General features: G+C 33.1%; 21 protein-coding genes. 8 read left to right on the top strand and 13 right to left on the bottom strand.

The features are described 5' to 3' along the window. Positions 1 to 13: 13 nt before the first annotated feature. Positions 14 to 1072 (bottom strand): 3-oxoacyl-ACP synthase III family protein, encoded by a 1059-nt coding sequence (locus BLT80_RS14845; protein WP_092469375.1) that lies wholly within the window; start codon positions 1070 to 1072, stop codon positions 14 to 16. A 173-nt stretch (positions 1073 to 1245) separates the two neighbouring features. Beyond that, on the bottom strand, positions 1246 to 4095 hold the full coding sequence (gene gcvP / locus BLT80_RS14850) for an aminomethyl-transferring glycine dehydrogenase (RefSeq protein ID WP_092469377.1): 2850 nt from the start codon (positions 4093 to 4095) through the stop codon (positions 1246 to 1248). Between the two features lie 120 nt (positions 4096 to 4215). Between gcvP and BLT80_RS14855 the strand changes: the two genes are divergently transcribed. Beyond that, on the top strand, positions 4216 to 5052 hold the full coding sequence (locus tag BLT80_RS14855; RefSeq protein WP_092469379.1) for a UbiA prenyltransferase family protein: 837 nt from the start codon (positions 4216 to 4218) through the stop codon (positions 5050 to 5052). Here the strand turns inward: BLT80_RS14855 and BLT80_RS14860 are convergent. The 9 genes from BLT80_RS14860 to BLT80_RS14900 all read right to left on the bottom strand — a co-directional run bounded on the left by BLT80_RS14860 (position 5029) and on the right by BLT80_RS14900 (position 13112). Continuing rightward, on the bottom strand, positions 5029 to 5292 hold the full coding sequence (locus BLT80_RS14860; RefSeq protein WP_092469381.1) for a hypothetical protein: 264 nt from the start codon (positions 5290 to 5292) through the stop codon (positions 5029 to 5031). The two genes, BLT80_RS14855 and BLT80_RS14860, sit on opposite strands and share 24 nt — an antisense overlap. Positions 5293 to 5317: 25 nt before the next feature. Beyond that, complete coding sequence (locus BLT80_RS14865; RefSeq protein WP_092469383.1) at positions 5318 to 5875, bottom strand: sigma-70 family RNA polymerase sigma factor; 558 nt, start codon at positions 5873 to 5875, stop codon at positions 5318 to 5320. Between the two features lie 91 nt (positions 5876 to 5966). Beyond that, positions 5967 to 6851, bottom strand: coding sequence for a methyltransferase domain-containing protein (locus BLT80_RS14870; RefSeq protein WP_092469385.1), 885 nt, complete (start codon positions 6849 to 6851; stop codon positions 5967 to 5969). 19 nt (positions 6852 to 6870) lie between these two features. Beyond that, complete coding sequence (locus BLT80_RS14875; RefSeq protein WP_092469387.1) at positions 6871 to 7764, bottom strand: fatty acid desaturase; 894 nt, start codon at positions 7762 to 7764, stop codon at positions 6871 to 6873. A 152-nt stretch (positions 7765 to 7916) separates the two neighbouring features. Beyond that, on the bottom strand, positions 7917 to 8420 hold the full coding sequence (locus BLT80_RS14880; protein ID WP_092469390.1) for a GbsR/MarR family transcriptional regulator: 504 nt from the start codon (positions 8418 to 8420) through the stop codon (positions 7917 to 7919). Between the two features lie 47 nt (positions 8421 to 8467). Continuing rightward, entirely contained in the window at positions 8468 to 9265 is a 798-nt protein-coding gene (locus BLT80_RS14885) for a hypothetical protein (protein ID WP_245710276.1), read from the bottom strand. A 12-nt stretch (positions 9266 to 9277) separates the two neighbouring features. Continuing rightward, positions 9278 to 11308, bottom strand: coding sequence for a M3 family metallopeptidase (locus BLT80_RS14890; RefSeq protein WP_092469394.1), 2031 nt, complete (start codon positions 11306 to 11308; stop codon positions 9278 to 9280). 166 nt (positions 11309 to 11474) lie between these two features. Then, positions 11475 to 11954 (bottom strand): 5-(carboxyamino)imidazole ribonucleotide mutase, encoded by a 480-nt coding sequence (gene purE / locus BLT80_RS14895; RefSeq protein ID WP_092469396.1) that lies wholly within the window; start codon positions 11952 to 11954, stop codon positions 11475 to 11477. Between the two features lie 3 nt (positions 11955 to 11957). Then, positions 11958 to 13112, bottom strand: coding sequence for a 5-(carboxyamino)imidazole ribonucleotide synthase (locus BLT80_RS14900; protein ID WP_092469398.1), 1155 nt, complete (start codon positions 13110 to 13112; stop codon positions 11958 to 11960). 167 nt (positions 13113 to 13279) lie between these two features. On the opposite strand from BLT80_RS14900, the gene BLT80_RS14905 reads away from it, so the two are divergent. Genes BLT80_RS14905 through BLT80_RS14925 form a run of 5 tightly spaced genes read left to right on the top strand, consistent with a single transcriptional unit; the run spans position 13280 to position 17133 of the window. Next, a complete protein-coding gene (locus tag BLT80_RS14905; protein ID WP_092469400.1) occupies positions 13280 to 14389 on the top strand; it encodes an adenylate kinase in 1110 nt (369 codons plus the stop codon). A gap of 50 nt (positions 14390 to 14439) precedes the next feature. Next, positions 14440 to 14802 carry a four helix bundle protein gene (locus tag BLT80_RS14910; protein WP_092469402.1) on the top strand — a complete coding sequence of 121 codons (363 nt, stop codon included), beginning with the start codon at positions 14440 to 14442 and terminating at the stop codon, positions 14800 to 14802. Positions 14803 to 14827: 25 nt separating this feature from the next. Further along, positions 14828 to 15826, top strand: coding sequence for a GTPase ObgE (obgE, locus tag BLT80_RS14915; protein ID WP_092469404.1), 999 nt, complete (start codon positions 14828 to 14830; stop codon positions 15824 to 15826). Positions 15827 to 15841: 15 nt separating this feature from the next. Continuing rightward, entirely contained in the window at positions 15842 to 16570 is a 729-nt protein-coding gene (locus BLT80_RS14920; RefSeq protein WP_092469406.1) for an ion transporter, read from the top strand. 41 nt (positions 16571 to 16611) lie between these two features. Further along, positions 16612 to 17133: a DUF4136 domain-containing protein gene (locus tag BLT80_RS14925; RefSeq protein WP_092469408.1), complete on the top strand. Its 522-nt coding sequence runs from the start codon at positions 16612 to 16614 to the stop codon at positions 17131 to 17133. Between the two features lie 12 nt (positions 17134 to 17145). On the opposite strand, the gene BLT80_RS14930 is transcribed toward BLT80_RS14925, so the two are convergent. Beyond that, positions 17146 to 18531 carry a T9SS type A sorting domain-containing protein gene (locus tag BLT80_RS14930; protein ID WP_092469410.1) on the bottom strand — a complete coding sequence of 462 codons (1386 nt, stop codon included), beginning with the start codon at positions 18529 to 18531 and terminating at the stop codon, positions 17146 to 17148. Positions 18532 to 18533: 2 nt separating this feature from the next. Beyond that, entirely contained in the window at positions 18534 to 19022 is a 489-nt protein-coding gene (locus BLT80_RS14935; protein WP_092469412.1) for a hypothetical protein, read from the bottom strand. A gap of 181 nt (positions 19023 to 19203) precedes the next feature. Between BLT80_RS14935 and BLT80_RS14940 the strand changes: the two genes are divergently transcribed. Together BLT80_RS14940 and BLT80_RS14945 are read left to right on the top strand one after the other, a co-directional pair. Next, the gene (locus BLT80_RS14940) at positions 19204 to 19929 is read left to right on the top strand and encodes an SDR family oxidoreductase (RefSeq protein ID WP_092469414.1); all 726 of its coding nucleotides are present in this window, start codon (positions 19204 to 19206) and stop codon (positions 19927 to 19929) included. A 414-nt stretch (positions 19930 to 20343) separates the two neighbouring features. After that, entirely contained in the window at positions 20344 to 20856 is a 513-nt protein-coding gene (locus tag BLT80_RS14945; RefSeq protein WP_092469416.1) for a hypothetical protein, read from the top strand. The last annotated feature ends 87 nt before the right edge of the window (positions 20857 to 20943 follow it).

Here is a 20943-nt window from a genome sequence, read left to right on the forward strand (position 1 = left end):
AATGGGTTTCAAATCAATATTTATATACAATAGCATTTATATTCATACCAGCGCCAACACTGGCAAACATAATAATATCCCCTTTGTTTATTTCTTGGTCTTTTACTTGACCTTTTAAAATCATATCGAATAAAGTCGGTACCGTTGCTACACTAGAATTACCAAGCCTATTAATCGTCATCGGCATAATACCTTCAGGCATTTCCATTTGATGAAGTTTGTAAAACCGTTTTATAATAGCCTCATCCATTTTTTCATTGGCCTGATGAATCAATATTTTTTTGACATCTGTAATCGAAACTCCGCTTTTATCAAGACAAGCTTTTAATGCTTTTGGAACGTTAGACAATGCAAATTCATAAATCTTACGGCCATACATTTTAATGTACCGACGCTTATCTGTAATTTCAGGGTTATTGGTTTCTCCGAAGTAAATAAAATGCGCTTCGTCCAAAGCGTAGGTTGCAGATTCATGTGCTAAAATACCGCCTTCTTCATGTGTTTCCTCAACGATTACGGCGCCAGCTCCATCACTATAAATCATAGAATCCCTATCGTACTTATCTATAACTCTAGATAAGGTTTCTGAGCCAATAACCAAACAGCGCTTAGCAATGCCAGAAGCTATAAATGCATTGGCTTGTATAACACCTTCTATCCAACCTGGACATCCGAATAATAAATCGTACCCGACACATTTTGGATTTTTAATTTGCAATAAATGCTTTACACGAGACGCAATACTCGGTACAGTATCGCTTTGTTCGGCATTGTACTTAACATCACCGTAATTATGAGCTACAATGATATAGTCGATACTCTCTTTGTCTATTTTTGCACTTTCTATAGCTTTTTGAGCAGCAAAAAATGCAATATCAGAATTTAAGAGATTATCTTCAATATAACGTCGTTCTTGTATACCTGTAATAGCTTTAAATTTTTCTACAATAATTTCATTTGGGCTATTGATAGAAGAACCATCAGCATTTAAAAACTGATGATTATAAAAATCTTCATTTTTTTCGATAGTATTAGGGATATAACTCCCTGTACCTGTTATTTTAATTGCCATCGCTAATTGTTTTCATAGTTACGAAACTAACTAATAATATATACATTTTTATAATTTACAGTTCTAAAGCAATAATTTTTAAAGAATTCATAATTATAGTCATCTATAATTTATAAAAACCAAAAAAAAGTATTCAAATTGAATACTTTTTTTTAAATAGTTATCGATTAAAACTAAGCATCCATATAAGCTTCAATTGGAGCGCAACTACATATTAAATTACGGTCTCCATAGGCATCATCGACACGCCTCACACTTGGCCAAAATTTATTGTCTCTCACAAAATCTAATGGAAATGCTGCAGCCTCTCTGCTATATGGTAATGACCATTCATCAGCGGTAAGCATACCTAAGGTATGAGGTGCATTTTTCAACATGTTATTAGATTCGTCTTTTGAAGAGGCATCAATTTCTTTTCGAATTGAAATCATAGCATCACAAAAACGATCCATTTCCGCTTTACTTTCGCTTTCAGTAGGTTCAATCATCATGGTTCCTGCAACAGGGAATGACACAGTAGGTGCATGAAAACCATAATCCATTAAACGCTTTGCAATGTCGGTTACTTCTATACCATTGGCTTTAAAATCACGACAATCAATAATCATTTCATGTGCAGCTCTTCCCATTTCACCAGAGTATAAGGTTGGGTAAGATCCGCTTAAACGCTCCTTAATATAGTTGGCATTTAGAATGGCAATTTCGGTTGCTTTTTTCAAACCTCTATAGCCTAACATTTTTATATAACCATAAGAAATAAGACATACTAATGCAGATCCAAAAGGTGCTCCTGAAATAGCCGTAATAGCTTGATGACCTCCAGTTTTTATAATTGGGTTTCCTGGTAAAAATGGTACTAATTGTTTGGCAACACAAATTGGCCCAACTCCTGGTCCACCACCTCCATGAGGAATCGCAAAGGTTTTGTGTAAATTTAAGTGGCAAACATCGGCTCCGATATTTCCTGGATTGGTTAATCCAACTTGCGCATTCATGTTGGCGCCATCCATATAAACTTGGCCACCGTTATCGTGAATGATCTTTGTGATTTCTTTTATAGAAGCTTCATAAACACCATGGGTTGATGGGTAAGTAACCATTATAGCAGAAAGATTATCTTTATGTAATTCTGCTTTTTCTCTTAAATCCTCGACATCGATGTTTCCGTTTTCTGATGCTTTAGTGACAACCACTTTCATGCCAGCCATAACAGCACTCGCAGGATTTGTACCGTGTGCCGACGAAGGTATTAAACAAATATTTCTATGATGATCTCCACGAGATTCGTGATACGCTTTAATAACCATCAATCCGGCAAATTCTCCTTGAGCACCAGAATTTGGCTGAAGCGATGTCGCTGCGAAACCAGTAATTTCTGATAACTGATTTTCTAATTCTTTAAGCATTAATTTGTAACCCGTAGCTTGCTCAGTTGGTACAAACGGATGCATGCTTCCCCAATTTGGCCAACTTAATGGTAACATTTCTGCTGCTGCATTTAATTTCATGGTACAAGATCCTAACGAAATCATAGAATGGTTTAATGCTAAATCTTTTCGTTCTAAACGTTTTATATAACGCATTAATTCCGTTTCAGAATGATAGGTATTAAAAACATCAAATGTTAAGAACTCTGATTGACGTTTTAAGTGATCTGGAATGGTTTTTAAATGTGAAACAGCCTCAATTTTATCTGTAGTCTTTCCTGTAACAGTTTCAAAAATTGAAATAATTTCATTAATGTCTGAAACGTTAGTAGTTTCATTTATAGAAATAGTTACCGTATTGGTATCTGGATAATGAAAATTAACTTCATTTTTCTCAGCTTCATATTTTACTTTAACAGCATCCGCTTTTATTTGAATAGTGTCAAAGTAATGTGAGTTTACTTGTTCTAATCCTAACTTCTCTAAAGCAAGAGCTAGGGTAGAGGTAGAGTTTTTAACTTTGTCTGCGATAAAAGTTAGGCCTTTTGGACCGTGATATACCGCGTACATACCTGCCATAACAGCTAATAGAACTTGCGCTGTACAAATATTTGAGGTTGCTTTATCGCGTTTAATATGTTGTTCTCTGGTTTGCAATGCCATTCGCAAAGCTCTATTACCATTAGAGTCTTTTGTAACCCCTATTATACGACCAGGGATATCACGTTTATAAGCGTCTTTTGTTGCGAAATAAGCCGCATGAGGACCACCATAACCCATCGGAATTCCGAAACGTTGTGTAGTACCAACAACAACATCAGCTCCAAATTCACCAGGAGCTTCAAGTTTCACTAAACTTAAAATATCTGCAGCAACAGCGACTTTGATATTTTCAGCATTTGCTTTTTCAATAAATGATTTAATATCTGTAATCTGTCCATTTTTACCAGGGTATTGAAGTAAGGCACCAAAGTATTCATTAGACAGGTTATAGTCTGCTTCGTTTCCTATGATTAATTCAATTCCGATAGGGTTTGCTCTAGTTTCAAGTAAGTCTATAGTTTGTGGTAATACTAAATCTGAAACAAAGAATTTATTGACATTTGCTTTCTTTTGCCCACGATCTCTAATGGCAAACAATAATCCCATAGCTTCAGCAGCAGCCGTACTTTCGTCTAAAAGAGAGGCATTAGCGATTTCCATACCCGTTAAATCAATAATCATGGTTTGGAAATTTAACAAAGCTTCTAATCGACCTTGTGCAATTTCAGCTTGATAAGGTGTGTAGGCTGTGTACCAACCTGGATTTTCTAATACATTACGTTGAATAACAGCTGGTAAATTAGTTGGGTAATAGCCTAAGCCGATATAGGTTTTGTATATTTTGTTATGTTGCGATAGTTGGTTGATATGAGTAAGGTATTCTTGCTCACTCAGCGCAGCATCAAGATTTAAATCTTTTTCTAGGCGAATGTTATCTGGAATGGTTTCCGTTATTAATTGTTCAATATTTTTAACACCTATAGTGTCTAACATGGCTTGTTGTTCGTCTGAATTTGGGCCAATATGTCTGAGTGCAAAAGAAGTTGTATCCATTAAGAAAAATAATTTATTTAGTTCTGCAAAAGTACGGATTTAGCCTAATTTTTTAGTTAATGAAAACTAAAGTTTTTAACCGATATCAGAGGTTATTAACACAATCCTTACTTTTGCGTTATGGAAGTTTTAAAACGCATCTTTAACTTTTATTTGAATAGTAGTATTCATGTCGCCATTGCCGCTTATTCCTTGGTATGGGTAACATTAATTGAGCTCAATTTAGATTATGATAAATACCTACTATGTTTTGTGTTTTTTGCATCAATAACGGGGTATAATTTTGTGAAATATTTTGGAGTCGTTAAGTTTCATCATCGCAGTTTGGCAAGTTGGTTAAAGGCCATACAAGTATTTTCTTTTATAGCTTTTTTAGCTATGTGCTATTATGTGTTGAAGCTTGAAACAGAAACGTTAATACTCATTCTAATTCTTGGTATTATTACATTTTTTTATGCCATTCCTATTATGGTTCCAAAACGTTATTTATTTGATGACCATAAGAATTTACGCCAAGTCAGTGGGTTGAAAATATATCTTATTGCTCTGATTTGGATGTTTACAACTGTGATTTTACCAATAGTGAATCACAATGTTTTAATTAATTCAGATATGATGATTACAAGTATTCAACGATTTAGTTATGTACTTGTATTAATGCTACCATTTGAAATTAGGGATCTAAATTTTGATAGTCTAAAATTGGCTACGATTCCTCAGAAAATAGGTGTTGTAAAAACTAAAATTATTGGTGTTATACTTCTAGTTGTTTTTTTGATATTAGAATTTTTTAAAGATGAATTAATAGAAGAATCTATAATTGCAACACTAACAATTACGTTTATCACGCTGTTATTTCTGCTCTTTTCAAACAAAAATCAATCAAAATATTATAGTGCGTTTTGGGTAGAAAGTTTGCCTATTGTTTGGCTATTAATCTTGTTGTTGCTTGGCTAATTCTTTATCAAATTCTGATTGAAGCTTACTGAGTTCTTCAGTTTTAAGACACTGAACTTTTGATTCTTCAATCGTTTGAGATAGTTTGGTGTTATTTTTAGAATACTTCTTTGTAATGTGGCAATACACAAGACGTAATCTTAATTTGAATTGTTCCCAAGCAGAAGCCTCATCATATTGTACTTTATCACAAATATGTTTTGCTTCATCACAGCTTATAAATAAAAAACTTTTTTTCATCTTAAATGTCCTTGTAAACGGAATATTATTTATACCAATTATCTTGCATACATTCTGCTAATGCAGTTCGTGCTCTGTGTATAATAACCCATAGGTTAGACGCAGTAATATCCAAATCATTACAAATGGTTTCTGTATCATAACCTAAAATGGTTTTCATTTTAAAAACGTCAGCTTGTTTTTCTGGTAATTTTCCTAAACAATCGTAGATAGCATCGCCTAATTCTGAATTTACCAAAGCGTCTTCAGCAGTTTTAACAGTAGAGTCTGCCACGCGTTCTTCTAGCCAATCTCCTTCAGTATCTGTATCATTGTTGTAAGTCATTCTAACTTCGGCTTTACCTTTATTAGAATTTATTTTACGGTAATGATCTATGATTTTTCGCTTTAATATTGAAATTAGCCAAGTTCGTTCGCTAGCTTCACCCTTAAAGTTTTTCATGGATTTAAGACCGGCTAAAAAAGTTTCAGATATTAAATCTTGTGCGATTTCTCTATCATTAACACGAGTAATCGTATAATTGAAGAGGTAATCTGAATATAATTTCACCCAATTATTTGGGTCTATTGTATGCTTAGGCATCGTTCAATTTCATTGCTGGTTCAAAAATAGGTTAAAAATTCGAGATATAATTTAGTTATAAACGTTAAACCTTATTAGCGTGAGATTTATATTAGCCTTCATTTTTTGTTGCACTAATTATATAATACCCAAAACTTTTAATGTGCAATCCTGTTAATAATGCGAAGAATGAACCCTTCAAATTATGCAGGCTTTCTCTTTTTATAGATTTAAAACTTAGTAATTTTTTTAGAATAAATCCTGTAATCGCAAATGGAACATGTAATACAGAAGGGGCGACGCTATGTGAGGTGTCTTCAATTTTAATATTTATGAACCCTAAGTCGTGTAACTTTTGTTTTATAAAAGTATGAGTTTCTAGTTTTTCGAGGCTCCAATGGTTGCATAAACGATTATATGCGTAATGGGCTCCTTTGCAAAGTTCTGATTGTTCTTTTTTTAAGAAGGCATCAGCGATGACTAATGTGCCACCGGGTTTTAAAATTCGATAAGCTTCTTTTAATGATTTTACACCATGTCCGGAATGGCAAAAGCTTTCTATGGCTACAGCCGAATCAAAGGAATGAGATTGAAAAGAGGTGTGGTTATAGTTTTCTTTTAGAATAATACCATTTTTTCCTTGTAATAAATCATTGCCATGTTTCACTTGAAAATCAGAAAGTGTGACTCCATAAGTGATTAAATTTTGATGTTGCTTTAAGGCATAGCGCATTGTGCCGCCCATACCACAACCTAAATCAATGAGTCTATGTTTTTCATCTTTTATTTGAAGTCTTTTTATAACCTGAGCGTTCATTTGGTTAAGCATGCTGTCGCGTTTAAAAGGATTAGTTTTAAACGGTGCATAATAACCGAAATGCATGTTAAAATCTTGACTCCAAAATTCGTAATCTTCTGAGGCTTCGTTATAGAAATCTATCATTTCTATTTTGTTTTTTTCAGAATAGCTGTTTATAGGTAGTGCTTGTGTGTTCATGATAGTTGAGATTATGAAATTAAATTCTAGGTAGTTTCCAGTTTAAGGTTTTGTGAAGTATGGCAGTTGACTTCAGGTTCCCTCTTTGACTTTTTACCTCTGTTATTATTTTGGCTTTAGATAATAGCCATATAATCGACCAGCCAAAATCTATTTCATACCATTTCATTGAAAATTTCGCAGAAGTGGGGTGAGAGTGATGATTATTGTGAAACCCTTCTCCAAAAGAAATTAATCCTAAGATCACATCATTAAATCCGCTTTCGTCGGCATTTTGAATTGTATATCTTGAATAGCCGTATTTGTGCGAAGCATAACCAATATACCAATGCCCTAAAATAATTATTGATGTTCTTAAACATGTTGCTATTAGCATACTATTTATTCCAATAAAAATGGAAAGTATTAGCATGAAGATTATGTAGTGCAAATACCATGTTTTATTTAACCACCTCATCATCGGATCATTTAAATCTACTTTAGGAATATGATATCTGTTGATGTTGTTTGGTTCAAATGATAAATGAAGATTCCACCAGTAATCTGTAGATAATGAATGGTTGTACTGAAAGTATTTTGGACAATCTTTTCTGTTTTGCCAGTAGTCCCTGTAATAGTGTTGTTTTAGCCAACTTATGGGACTGCCGAGTCCAGTTAAAACAAATAGGTAAAGACTTAGGTTTTTGAAAAATTTAGAAGTCTTATAAGATTTATGAATAATACCTCTATGCAAGCCAACAGAATGACCTATTCCAACCGTTAGAAATAATAATATAATGTTAAGTCCAATATCTTCGATAGTTATTTTAGAGAATTCTATAAAAAATGTTGGTAGTATCATTAAATATAACCAAATGCATTTTTTCCATGAAAAAGTAATCTTGCCGACGTTTGTTTTGAGTTTATTATTCATGATAATTTAATTTTATAAGTGATACAAAAATGTAATAGGGGAAATGGCATTGTAATGATTAGCGATTTGTTAATAGCGTTAAAATATTTCATGTTTCTTTTGTTTTTAAACTTTCAGAAAAAATTGAAAGTTTATATTAAAAAAATATACGGCTACTTCATCAGTTTTAAAACCGACTTTGTTAACCAATTTTGCTTTTGATTCACCATCTTATTCATTAAAGTATCTAAATCTTGCGTTAATTGATTTAAAGCTTTGGTTTGTTTAATAAGCTCTTTTGTTTTTTCAGTGCCATCATCTTTTATTGTAGAGACCTCTTCAAGAACTTTAATCACAGGTCTAATTTCTCTTCGGCTGCGTTCTTTGGCGACGATGCGGGCTAATTCTTGTACGTCTTTTTCCGTGGTAAAAAACTCTTTACGTTCACCAGAAACTAATACTTTGGTTACAATGCCCCAATCCATCAATTGTCTTAAATTCATACTGGTATTACCACGTGAAATTTTAAGATCTTCCATAATGTCTTCCATAGACAAAGGCTGCGTGGAAATAAAAAGTAAGGCTTGTATCTGCGCCATCGCTTTATTGATGCCCCAAAGTGAGCCTAAACTTCCCCAAGTGCTAATAAATTTTTCTTTTGCTTCTTGATATTCCATAATACAAATATATAATAATTTTTAAACTTTCAATAATCTTTGAAAGTTTATTTGATTTGATAATGGATATGGTCATCGTGTCGTACCGCTTTACAACCGTGAAATCGAATTTTAGATTCATGACCTAAACCGAGTGATTGTTTCAAGTGTGGCTCAATAAATAGCTTTTGAGTTGAAGGCGCAGAAAGCAATTGTTTAATTATAAGCGCTGTTTTAGGTTTATCTAGTTTTAGTTTATGAATCGTTCCAAGTGTGAGATACTTTGTAAAATCATATTGCCAATTGCCTTTATCTATACAAGATTTAGAGGTGTAATTTTTATCGGTATTAGCATAAACACCATAACCAGAGATTGAAGGTTTGTTAGATGTTGAAATGCCATTGTGATCTAAATACATAAAAGATAAATCTATCTTTTTACCGTCATTATGACTTAAATGCGGCAATAAGGGAAAGCCATCAATAAAAGGGAAATTAGCATCTAAATAGGTAATTGCAATACCTGAAGAAGATAAAACGTGAGCTGAGTTTTCTAATTCGCTTTTCAAATTGGAATTCACATAATTCCTAAAAGCTAAGGGGTAAAACCAATTTCGAGGTTTTAAATGCTTATCAAACCATGGTAATTTTTCTCTTCCAAAATGAGTAGCAATTGGCGGAATGATAACAAGGTTAAATAGCAAGTAAAGTAAAGGGAAAACAATACGTTTTCCCTTTTTGATTTTATAAGAAATAATAATAGTAAGAAGCCAAATAATACCTCCAATTTGCGTGATTATTGTTAAAATTAAAATGATTGCGATATGTCCAATAAGTTTTAATAACCTCATAAACAGTGAACGCATAAACTTTAAGTTTTATTTCAACAAGCCTGCACGTTTTAATAAGGCTTCAGGTTTTGGTTCTTGTCCTCTAAACTTTTTATACAAAGTCATTGGGTTGTCGGTACCTCCTTGCGATAACACAAAGGTTTTAAACTTATCTGCCACGGTTTTATTAAAAATGCCTTCTTCTTTAAAATATTCAAAGGCATCTGCATCTAAAACTTCTGCCCATTTGTAACTGTAATAGCCAGAAGAATAGCCTCCTTGAAAAATATGCGAAAACGACGTGCTCATACAATTTTCTGCTACATCAGGATACAGACTTGTATCTCCAAAGGCTTCAACTTCATGAGACTTTACATTTGTAATATTTGAAGGATCAATACCATGCCACGACATATCTAACAACCCAAAACTCAATTGACGTAAGGTTTGCATGCCTTCGTGAAACGTTGCTGAAGCTTTTATTTTTTCAACCAGCTCCATTGGGATGACTTCGCCTGTTTCGTAATGTGTTGCAAATAACTCTAAAGCTTCTTTTTCGTAACACCAGTTTTCTAATACCTGACTTGGTAATTCAACAAAATCCCAATACACACTTGTACCAGAGATACTTGGATAGGTTGTATTGGCTAACATACCGTGTAAGGCGTGACCAAATTCATGAAACAACGTTGTGACTTCATTAAAGGTTAATAATGAAGGTTTACTTTTTGTTGGTTTTGTAAAGTTACATACGATAGATACATGTGGTCTTTCATTTTTACCATCTTTTATCATCTGTGGTTTAAAAGACGTCATCCAAGCACCATTTCGTTTTCCGGCTCTTGGGAAAAAGTCAGCATAGAAGATGGAAACTAATTCTCCCTCGCTATCTGTAACTTTGTAGGTTAAAACGTCGTCGTGATATTTATCGATGGTATTAATTTCTTCAAATTGTAGTCCGAATAATTTTTCAGCAACCGTAAAAGCACCATTGATAACATTTTCTAATTTGAAATAAGGTTTCAATTGTTCATCATTTAAGTCGAATAATTTTTGCTTCAACTTTTCAGCATAATAACCAGAATCCCATTTTTGTAATTGGTCAATACTATCTAATTCTTTTGCAAAACTTTCTAATTCTTCAAATTCATCCTTAGCGGCTGGTTTCGCTTTTTCTAATAGTTCATTTAAAAATGACGTTACTTTTTCTGGTGTTTCTGCCATGCGCTCCTCCAACACAAAGTGTGCATGTGTTTTGTAACCTAAAAGTTGAGAACGCTTAAAACGCAATTGTGCTATTTTGAGAACAATGTTTTGATTGTCTAGTTCATCGTTTTGAAATCCTTTTCTGCCAAAAGCTTTAGATAATTCTTCTCTTAATGCTCTGTTGTCTGCATAGGTCATAAACGGAATATAACTTGGATAATCTAAGGTGATTAACCAACCGTCTTTGTCTTTGCTTTCTGCTAATTGTTTAGCGGCTTCTTTGGCTCCTTGTGGTAAGCCTGAAAGATCAGACTCGTCCGTAAGGTGCATTTCAAATTTATTTGTTTCCGCTAAAATATGTTCTCCGAATTTTAATTTTAATTGACTTAATTCTTTGTCAATGGCACGAAGTTTTTCTTTTTTATCTTCAGGTAAATTAGCTCCATTACGAGAAAATCCTTTATATTTTTTATCGAGAAGCGTGTCTTGCTCTGTAGTTAAATCTAAACTAGATTTAGCATCGTAAACTGCTTTTACGCGTTTAAATAAGGCTTCATTCAATGTGATATCATTGCTGAAATCTGAAAGTAAAGGTGAAACCTCTTGTGCAATTTTCTGAATTTTGTCATTAGTTTCAGCAGAATTCAAATTGAAGAAAATACTAGAAATACGATCGAGCTCTTCTCCAGAAAAATCTAAGGCCTCAATGGTGTTTGCAAAACTAGGAGTTTCTGTATTTGCTGTAATGGCATCAATCTCAGCTTTTGCTTTTTCAATACCTTCTTTAATCGCAGGTAAAAAGTCCTCTGATCTAAGTTGTGAAAAAGGAGCTGTATTATATAAGGTGTTGAACGATTTATTAAGAATTGTCATATGTAGTGAATTTGTATTAAATGTTTGATTATCTGAATTTTAACTTTTAGTTATGATAATCTGTAATGCGATGTTTTGTACCTTTGCAGTATTATTTTACATTATAAATAATGTTAAAGTAGAATTGATTAATAGCTGAAAAGCCTTAACGAGAGTTGAGGCTTTTTTATAGGTCTTTTGCAGAGTCAATAACCTTTGCTTTCAAGCCTTCCTTATAGACCATAATCTTATCTAAAACACATTGGTCTGAGCAACCTAAAATCTGAGCTGCTAAAATACCAGCGTTTTTTGCTCCATTAAGCGCAACTGTAGCTACAGGGACACCACCAGGCATTTGCAAAATGGATAATACAGAATCCCAACCATCTATAGAATTACTACTTTTTACAGGCACTCCAATAACCGGTAATGGAGACATTGACGCCACCATTCCTGGTAAATGTGCAGCTCCACCAGCACCAGCAATAATTACTTTGATGCCTCTGTTGTGAGCGTTTTTACTAAATTCATATAACTTTTCAGGTGTTCTATGTGCCGAAACGATATCAACTTCAATTTCAATATCAAAACTGTTTAATATATCTATAGCGTCTTGCATTACTGGCATGTCGCTTTTGCTTCCCATTATTATGGCTACTTTACTCATTTTTTATTCACTAATTACTTCGATTGTACGTTTTACTTGTTCTGCAATTTCACGAGCTACAGCGATATCCTTATTAACTATGGTCACATGACCCATTTTTCGGAAAGGTCTGGTTTGTTTTTTGCCGTAAATGTGTGGTGTCACTCCATCCATTGCAAGGATGTTTTCAATATTTTTATAAACCACATTACCAGTATGATTTTCTGCACCAACAAGATTCACCATCACTCCTGCAACTTTACTTTCGGTATTGCCTAATGGTAAACCTAAAATACATCTAATCTGCTGTTCAAATTGTGAGGTGTAGCTGGCTTCAATACTATAATGACCAGAATTGTGTGGTCTTGGTGCGACTTCATTAACTAAGATGTCATCAGTTTCAGTCTGAAACATTTCAACGGCTAATAAACCAACATGTTTAAATTCTGCTGCTACTTTTAACGCAACTGATTCTGCTTTTTTTGCAATAGCATCAGGAATTCTAGCCGGGCAAATTACATATTCAACTTGGTTAGCTTCAGGATGAAATTCCATTTCAACAACAGGGTAGGTCTTAACATCTCCTTGGGCGTTTCTTGCAACAATAACCGCTAATTCATTTTTAAATGGAATCAATTTTTCAGTAATACATTCCACATTTGGTAAATCCGTTAAGTCAGAAAGATTTCTAACCACTTTAACACCTGTACCATCGTAACCAAATCGAGCGCTTTTCCATACAAAAGGATAGCTTAAGCCTCCATGATCTATAGCTTCATCAATTTCAGAAGTATATGCAAATCTTGAGAAATCTGCTGTCGGAATATTATGATCGCGATAAAATAATTTCTGTGTCGCTTTATTCTGAATGGTTCGTAATGTTTTAGACGAAGGAAACACTTTTACACCTTGTTTTTCAAGTGTTTCTAAAGCATCTACATTAACATTTTCTATTTCAAAAGTTAATACATCAACCTGTTTTCCGAAGTTAATTACGGTGTCGTAATCTAATAAATCGCCTATGGTAAATTCATCGCATGCCAATCGTGATGGTGCATCAGCACTAGGATCTAAGACACAAGTATAAATATCAAATTTACGTGTATCGTACAACATCATTTTGCCAAGTTGGCCACCACCAAGAATACCGAGTTTAAAATTGGAAGAAAAATAGTTCATCAACTTTTACATTGTTCCCAAGTTCATGGGAAACTTTTTAGGATTAAATATCTGCTTTTCAATAGCAAAAATACGCTAAAAATGAGACATACTTGTAAATTCGTAAATCAAAAATCCCTCAAACAGCAATCAAATATGTATCTTTGCAATTCTAAAATAAAAAGAAAGTGATTAAGCTTCACGATTTATACTTTAAACCTTTTATCTCTGAACAAGAAATAGATGCTGCTGTCCAAAAGATGGTAGATGGTATTGCAGACGATTTAGGCGACGAAGTACCTGTGTTTATTGGAATTTTAAATGGTTCGTTTATGTTAGTAAGCGACTTTGTAAAAAAGTATCCGAAACCTTGTGAAGTCACTTTTATAAAATTAGCCTCTTACGAAGGGGTGAAGTCTACCGAAGATATTCAGCGCTTAATTGGTTTAACCCAAGATTTAACAGGAAGAACGGTTGTTATTTTAGAAGACATTATAGATTCAGGAAACACTTTGGAAGAAGTGCATCGCATTTTTGAAAACGAAAATGTAAAACAATTGATTATTGCAACCTTGTTTTACAAGCCTGAAGCTTATAACAAAGATTTTAAACTTCATTACGTAGGTATGGAAATTCCTAATAAGTTCATCGTTGGTTATGGACTTGATTATAACGGATTAGGAAGAGATTTACCAGATGTATATCAATTAAAAACCACACAACACATGACAAACATAGTGCTATTTGGCCCTCCAGGTGCAGGTAAAGGAACACAAGCTAATTTTCTAAAAGAGAAATACGATTTAATACACATCTCTACAGGTGACGTTTTTAGATTTAATATTAAAAACGAAACGGCTTTAGGAATGTTAGCTAAGTCATTTATGGACAAAGGGGAGTTGGTGCCAGATCAGGTAACTATTGATATGTTGAATAAAGAGGTTGAAAAAAATGCTGGTGCTAACGGTTTTATTTTTGATGGTTTTCCAAGAACCAACGAACAAGCTAAAGCATTAGATAAATTAATGGAAGGGAAGGATTCGCAAATCGATGCTATGGTTGCCTTAGAGGTTGACGATGAGGTTTTGGTACAGCGTTTACTTAAACGTGGAGAAACTAGTGGAAGAACTGATGATGCTGATGAGAGTATCATAAGAAACCGAATAAAACAATACTATACGAAAACTGCTATTTTAAAAGATTACTATACCGATCAAAATAAATATTTTGGTGTTGATGGTGTTGGTAGTGTTGAAGATATTACAGTGCGTTTAAGTACTGTGATTGATAAGCTGTAGATAGGTTAAACTGTTTAATTGTTTATTCGTTTAATTGAAACTAAATTATTATGTATCAACATTCATTTGAGAAATTAAACGTTTGGCAAGATTCAATTGATTTAGTTGAGTTAATTTATAATACAGTGAAAACATTTCCGGATGATGAGAAATTTGGTATTTCGAGTCAGATGAAAAGGTGTTCAGTTTCAATTTCTTCAAATTTAGCAGAAGGAACTTCTAGGACAAGTAATAAGGATAAAGCTCGTTTTTCGACGATAGCATTTAGTTCAACAATGGAGTTGCTTTGTCAAATAATTTTATGCCAAAGATTAGGTTTTATAAATAATAACGAGTATTCAATATTGAGAGAGAAAGTTTTAAAAATTTCTAATCAGATTAATGCTCTTAAGAAATATCAATTAAACACATAAACAATTAAACTTTTAAATCTATCTAATGACTGAAGGAAATTTTGTTGACTACGTAAAAATGCACGTCTCTTCTGGTAACGGAGGAAAAGGTTCTGCGCATTTACATCGCGAAAAATATATACAAAAAGGTGGCCCAGATGGAGGAGATGGTGGTCGTGGAGGTCATGTTATTTTGCGTGGAAACTCTAATCTTTGGACACTTATTCACTTAAAGTTTAAAAGACATTTTAAAGCTGGTCATGGATCTCATGGTAGCTCAGGAAGAAGTACAGGAGCCGATGGTGAAGATATTTACATTGATGTGCCATTAGGTACTGTAGTTCGTGATTCTGAAACCGATACTATTATGTTTGAAATTACCGAAGAAGGTGAGGAAAGAATAGTAGTTGAAGGTGGAATGGGAGGTCGTGGTAACTGGCATTTTAAAAATTCAGTGAATCAAACACCGCGTTATGCACAACCTGGAATTCCACTTGAAGAATTAGACATCACTTTAGAACTTAAAGTTTTAGCAGATGTTGGATTAGTTGGGTTTCCTAATGCAGGAAAATCAACCTTACTTTCTGTATTAACCTCTGCAAAACCTAAAATTGCAGATTATGAGTTTACAACTTTAAAACCAAATTTAGGTATTGTAGAATATCGCGATTTTCAGTCGTTTGTAATGGCAGATATTCCTGGTATTATAGAAGGTGCAGCAGAAGGAAAAGGTTTAGGGTATTACTTTTTAAGACATATTGAACGTAACTCTATTCTATTGTTTTTAATCCCTGCAGATGCTAAAGATATTGTAGAGCAGTACGAAATTCTAGAAGATGAATTAAGACGTTACAATCCTGAAATGTTAGATAAGGAGCGCCTAGTTGTAGTTTCAAAATCAGATATGCTAGATGACGAATTAAAATCTGAAATATCTATGATTTTAGATAAAGACTTAAAGGCAGAATATATGTTTATCTCTTCGGTTGCGCATCAAGGGCTAACAGAGTTAAAAGATAAACTTTGGAAGTTGTTGAATGATTAATGTTTAAACATTCTCATGAAAACCTATCTTAAAAACTTAGTCGAAATAAACGAATCAAAACAGAGTAGACGATTTGCATATTTCATTCAGTTTTTAATTATTTTTTCGGTAATTACATTTTCAATAGAAACCTTACCAGATTTAAAACCTCAAACAAGAGTCGTTTTAAATGCTATTGAGGCATTCTGTGTTGTTGTTTTTACTTTTGAATATGTAGCACGTATTTATGTTGCAGATAGTAAACCTAAATTCATTTTTAGTTTTTTCGGAATTGTAGATTTTTTAGCCATTCTACCTTTTTATCTCTCATTCGGAATCGATTTACGCTCGTTACGTCTATTGCGTATGTTCCGATTATTTAGATTGTTTAAACTCGTTCGTTATAATAAAGCGATGCGTCATTTTGCAAATGCTATGAAATCGGCTAAAGAGCAAATTGTTCTTTTTATGATCATAACTTTAATGCTCATTTATTTTACAGCAGTAGGAATCTATTATTTTGAAAACGAAGCGCAACCAGAACATTTTTCTTCTGTGTTTTCAAGCCTTTGGTGGTCCATAGTTACCTTAACAACTGTGGGATATGGCGATGTCTACCCAATTACGGTCGGTGGTCGCGTTTTTACTTTTTTTATGCTCTTAATCGGATTGGGAATTGTAGCAATACCAACAGGTATTATATCATCTTCTTTAACCAAGGCCGTTGAACCTCATGACGAGGAAAAAGAAGACAAGTTAAAATAGGGATGGCATCTTAAATTTTTAATATCTTTAAATAAAAAAAGATGAAAAATTTAAAATTCTTATTAATAACACTTATCATAACCTCGTGCGGCACCAAAGTCAACTACGATTACGAAAAGACTACCAATTTTAACGAATACAAAAGCTACAATTATTTTGACGGAATGAAAACAGGCTTGTCTGAATTAGATACCAAACGTTTAATTTCAACAATGGATGCGAAGCTCAAAACCATGGGTTTAATACGATCCGATAATCCTGATTTTTATATTGATATTCAAAGTCAAGATGTTCAAAACCGCAACAATAAGAATGTAGGTATTGGAGTTGGTGGAGGTGGTGGCAATATTGGTGGAGGCATTTCTTTAGGCTTACCAATTGGAGCAAATAAAAACACAAGAGAATTGGTAATTGAGTTCGTTGACGATACTAAAACCGGTATGTTTTGGCAAGCGATTAGCGAAAGCAGTTATAACCCAAATGATACTCCCGAAAAACGCGAAGACAGGTTTAAAACAGTAATAGAAAAAGTGTTCTCAACATATCCACCAAAATCCGAATAGTGGTCTTTTAACCTAATTCTTAATAAGCTTTTTACTAGCAATTAAAATACCCTTTGCATAAAAGTTAGTAATGTATAATCCATTACTTAATGTGCTAATGTCAATTGATGTATTTTGATCATTATATATCTGAGCTGATTTTATTTTTTTTCCATCTAAACTAATAATCTCAACTACGACATTTTCATTTAATACGTTTTCAAGTTTAATATTTACTATTGAATTTGCCGGATTTGGAAACATAGTTAGACTAAAATCATTGGCACTAACCTGTTGCACTCCTAAAGTATTATCTATAGTCCAAGTAACGGTTGCAACATGAATCGTTTCATGGTTATCAATATCAATTAAAGACGTTGCGTCTCTCACCACAACGGTTAAATTATTTGTGTCAGTAGTTAAATCACTTTCTTCAATTGCAACAGTTTCCTCGTTGGTTGCAATGTCGTTACCATTAAGTGTCCATGTGCTTTCTAAGGTGTTCGTAGGAAGTGTTTGTATGGTGTTTAATTGAAAGTTTAGTGGAAAGTTAGGTTCCGTAATTGTAGCCTCCGTTGGCATATAGGAATCTATTGGGGAAATTAAATCGTGAATTCTTTCAATAATTCCTTCCTTACAAACCGCGCAAAAATCATAACCCAAATAGCGCATTTTACAACTTTGATGCGGTCTGTTCCAGGTTGAAGCGGTACCCGACGTTGCGTAAGGGAAAATACTAACACTATTACTGCCAATCCAGTTTTTCCATTTAACTAAAGTTGGATCTGTTTCTTGGGTCATATTAATACCTTCTTCAGCAAGAATATCTCCGGGATAGTATTCATCTTTTAAATCGACAAAGGAATGCCCTAACTCATGAATAGCAATTTCGCTTGCATCTTCACCTGTGGAAGTAATAGGAAATTGGCCTCCGCTGCCGCCATAATATGGTGAGTTTACTAAAATAAGCGCTTGGTCGTATAGTGGAAAGTTATTCGCCAAAACGGTGCTAATCAAAGCCGCATTTTCCGTGTATAATAATCTGTGAATATCATAACTGTCGTATGCAGTTCCAAAATAATTGTCAACAGTCAATGTAGGAACTATAGGATTAGGTTCATCTGATGCTGTTCCAGGATGTGTAGCGCCACTTTCATTAGATGGTACTTTTATAATGTGAACATTGAAGTAATTTTCATAATTAACGAAAGGTACTTGAGAAAACATATCATTCATAAAATTAGTAGCATCTGTTTCAAATTGAGACATTTCACTAGCTTGATACCCTTCACTTAAAATGACGAGGTTAATTCGTTTTACATCATCACCAGAATTTTTGATAGCCTGAACATCAAAAGTTTGAGAAAAAACAAGTTGAACAGTAAGGGAAATAAGTGCTAAGAGTAATAGTTTTTTCATGTTTATTCTATTTTTGTGGTGTTCAGTTTTGTAATACCTTCTGAAGTGATTTCGTTGATTACAATGTATTCAGCTTTAGACTTTAGTTGTAATCTTAATGAAAATTCGGAACGGTCTAAATCTAACAATTTTTTTTCAAAATTTCCTGAGTCGTTTATAAATTCTATAACTTTTTTTAAAGGATTTTTTATATAATGTTTTTCTAATTGGTTGAGGTCTTTATCCAAAATCAAATATTCTAAGTCTCCAATGTCTCCTTTAGATTCTTCGCTCGTATGTCCTTTTAATTTACCATCGGTTTTAATTTGATTGATTAACGAAACACTTTTTATGTCGTTTAATTTTGTAATTTCAAAATTTAAGAAAAGTAGTTTAGGTTGTGTTATTATAGGTTCTTCTTCAGTTACGATGTGTTGTTTACTAGCGCAAGAAAGTAAAGCTATTAAAAGTGTTAATAGGTAAGTAATTCTTATGGTTTTTGAAATTTTCATTCGCGAAATTAAATGTTTTTTAGAATGTTAAAGTTAGTTATAAAAAAGGTCGTGGTAAAATAAATATTATAGGTGAGTAAAATTCTATCTGTTAATATTTGTTCGTGGTTTTATCATAATCCTAACATTCTAAAAGTTGAGTTTTTAGTCTTGTTTTGTAAATTTGGTAAAAACAACACATATGGAAAATTTAAAAGGAAAAGTCGCCTTAATTACAGGTGGAACAAAAGGAATAGGTTATGGTATTGCAGAAGCATTACTTAATAAAGGAGTGAAAGTTGTGATAACGAGCAGAGCTAAAAGTGCAGCAGAAAATTCAGCTAAAGAATTAGCATCAAAAACAAATGCCTTAGATGCTATAATCGGCGTCGAAGCAGATGTAAGAGATTTAAAGAGTCAGGAAGCAGCCGTACAAAAAGCGATAGCTACATTTGGTGCGTTAGATATTGTAATTGCAAATGCAGGATTAGGACATTTTGCGAGTATTGAAGATTTAACAGAGCAACAATGGAAAGATACCATAGATACAAATCTTACAGGTGCCTTTAATTCTATAAAGGCGAGTGTCGCAGAATTAAAAAAATCGAAAGGCTATTATATCACGATTTCGAGTTTGGCTGGTGCTAATTTTTTTGCAGGAGGATCTGCGTATAATGCCAGTAAATTTGGAGTCACAGGGTTTACACAAGCGGTAATGCTAGATTTAAGACAACATGGAATTAAAGTAAGTACGATCATGCCAGGCTCTGTATCCACACATTTTAATGGAAATGAACCGAGCGACGAACAAGCTTGGAAAATTCAGAGTGAAGATATAGGAGAGTTGGTGATCGATTTATTAAAGATGAATCCTAGAACTTTACCAAGTAAAATAGAAGTGAGGCCCACAACTCCTCCGAGTAAATAAAACAAGTACTTAGTTAAAGAAAGGTTTCATTTATGAAACCTTTTTTTTTGTTTATGATTTTTCCGACGATATAGGGAAGACGAGATTTATAGGTGTTTGTATCTAATCTAGGTTTTTAAAGAATTTTTTTCAGGTCTTTTACTTCTATAATTGCGATTGGTAATTCAAATTTCCGTTTAGCATATTCTAATGACCACTCATCATATTTTCAATTTTAAACGACTAATGTGGTTATATATTTAGACTATCAATTAAAAATCGAATAGTAATCATCAATCAAAAAACAACAGTATTATGATCCATTTAGTTAAAGTAGTTACCGAATTTATTATTGTAATCGTATTTAGTTAATCAATCAATCAATCAAACAATCAAACAATCAATCAAACAATCAAACAATCAAACAATCAAATTATGAAAAATTCAAACCAAACAAAACAAGACACTTTTCAAAAGCAATTGAAAACATTTGAGAAATTATTAATAGGAGCAAAGATGGCTAAGCTTTCATCGTTCATCCTAATTGGAGTATCAATAGGACTTGCCATTCGCTTTAGAGATAATAACCTTTATGTTATGCTATTACTTATGGGTATTTTAGCCATAGTATTTTTTATAGATAAATTTTTATCCCTAAAAGATATTAAGCAAAAATCATATACACAAACCTCTTTAGTTTCAAGTATCTCTAAATTTAAAACCTACATGGTTAATCGTAAAAAATACGAAATGTATTTTATGGGATTTTGGATGTTAACCTTAATTCCCTCAGCATCATTATATTTTGACTCTAATATTTTAGGCATTTTGGGTATGTTAGCTTATATCACTTTTGTAAGTGTTTTTGGATATTTAGCTTACAAAAAGACAGACAAAGAAATTGCATTATTAGAAAGCACAATGGAATATGAACTACAGTTGCAATAAACACCTATTATCTCATATCTTGCATTTAATTATAGAAGAATAAATGAAGCTTTTAACAAACTATAAATACTGGATTATTAATTTTTT

It is taken from the genome of Winogradskyella thalassocola (assembly GCF_900099995.1).
Lineage (GTDB): Bacteria > Bacteroidota > Bacteroidia > Flavobacteriales > Flavobacteriaceae > Winogradskyella > Winogradskyella thalassocola.

What these genes read in the sequence shown, in the direction of transcription:
- BLT80_RS14845 (WP_092469375.1), bottom strand. Translation starts at nt 1,072, where the DNA reads ATGGCAATTAAAATAACAGGTACAGGGAGTTATATCCCTAATACTATC.
- gcvP (WP_092469377.1), bottom strand. Translation starts at nt 4,095, where the DNA reads ATGGATACAACTTCTTTTGCACTCAGACATATTGGCCCAAATTCAGAC.
- BLT80_RS14855 (WP_092469379.1), top strand. Translation starts at nt 4,216, where the DNA reads ATGGAAGTTTTAAAACGCATCTTTAACTTTTATTTGAATAGTAGTATT.
- BLT80_RS14860 (WP_092469381.1), bottom strand. Translation starts at nt 5,292, where the DNA reads ATGAAAAAAAGTTTTTTATTTATAAGCTGTGATGAAGCAAAACATATT.
- BLT80_RS14865 (WP_092469383.1), bottom strand. Translation starts at nt 5,875, where the DNA reads ATGCCTAAGCATACAATAGACCCAAATAATTGGGTGAAATTATATTCA.
- BLT80_RS14870 (WP_092469385.1), bottom strand. Translation starts at nt 6,851, where the DNA reads ATGAACACACAAGCACTACCTATAAACAGCTATTCTGAAAAAAACAAA.
- BLT80_RS14875 (WP_092469387.1), bottom strand. Translation starts at nt 7,764, where the DNA reads ATGAATAATAAACTCAAAACAAACGTCGGCAAGATTACTTTTTCATGG.
- BLT80_RS14880 (WP_092469390.1), bottom strand. Translation starts at nt 8,420, where the DNA reads ATGGAATATCAAGAAGCAAAAGAAAAATTTATTAGCACTTGGGGAAGT.
- BLT80_RS14885 (WP_245710276.1), bottom strand. Translation starts at nt 9,265, where the DNA reads ATGCGTTCACTGTTTATGAGGTTATTAAAACTTATTGGACATATCGCA.
- BLT80_RS14890 (WP_092469394.1), bottom strand. Translation starts at nt 11,308, where the DNA reads ATGACAATTCTTAATAAATCGTTCAACACCTTATATAATACAGCTCCT.
- purE (WP_092469396.1), bottom strand. Translation starts at nt 11,954, where the DNA reads ATGAGTAAAGTAGCCATAATAATGGGAAGCAAAAGCGACATGCCAGTA.
- BLT80_RS14900 (WP_092469398.1), bottom strand. Translation starts at nt 13,112, where the DNA reads ATGAACTATTTTTCTTCCAATTTTAAACTCGGTATTCTTGGTGGTGGC.
- BLT80_RS14910 (WP_092469402.1), top strand. Translation starts at nt 14,440, where the DNA reads ATGTATCAACATTCATTTGAGAAATTAAACGTTTGGCAAGATTCAATT.
- obgE (WP_092469404.1), top strand. Translation starts at nt 14,828, where the DNA reads ATGACTGAAGGAAATTTTGTTGACTACGTAAAAATGCACGTCTCTTCT.
- BLT80_RS14920 (WP_092469406.1), top strand. Translation starts at nt 15,842, where the DNA reads ATGAAAACCTATCTTAAAAACTTAGTCGAAATAAACGAATCAAAACAG.
- BLT80_RS14925 (WP_092469408.1), top strand. Translation starts at nt 16,612, where the DNA reads ATGAAAAATTTAAAATTCTTATTAATAACACTTATCATAACCTCGTGC.
- BLT80_RS14930 (WP_092469410.1), bottom strand. Translation starts at nt 18,531, where the DNA reads ATGAAAAAACTATTACTCTTAGCACTTATTTCCCTTACTGTTCAACTT.
- BLT80_RS14935 (WP_092469412.1), bottom strand. Translation starts at nt 19,022, where the DNA reads ATGAAAATTTCAAAAACCATAAGAATTACTTACCTATTAACACTTTTA.
- BLT80_RS14940 (WP_092469414.1), top strand. Translation starts at nt 19,204, where the DNA reads ATGGAAAATTTAAAAGGAAAAGTCGCCTTAATTACAGGTGGAACAAAA.
- BLT80_RS14945 (WP_092469416.1), top strand. Translation starts at nt 20,344, where the DNA reads ATGAAAAATTCAAACCAAACAAAACAAGACACTTTTCAAAAGCAATTG.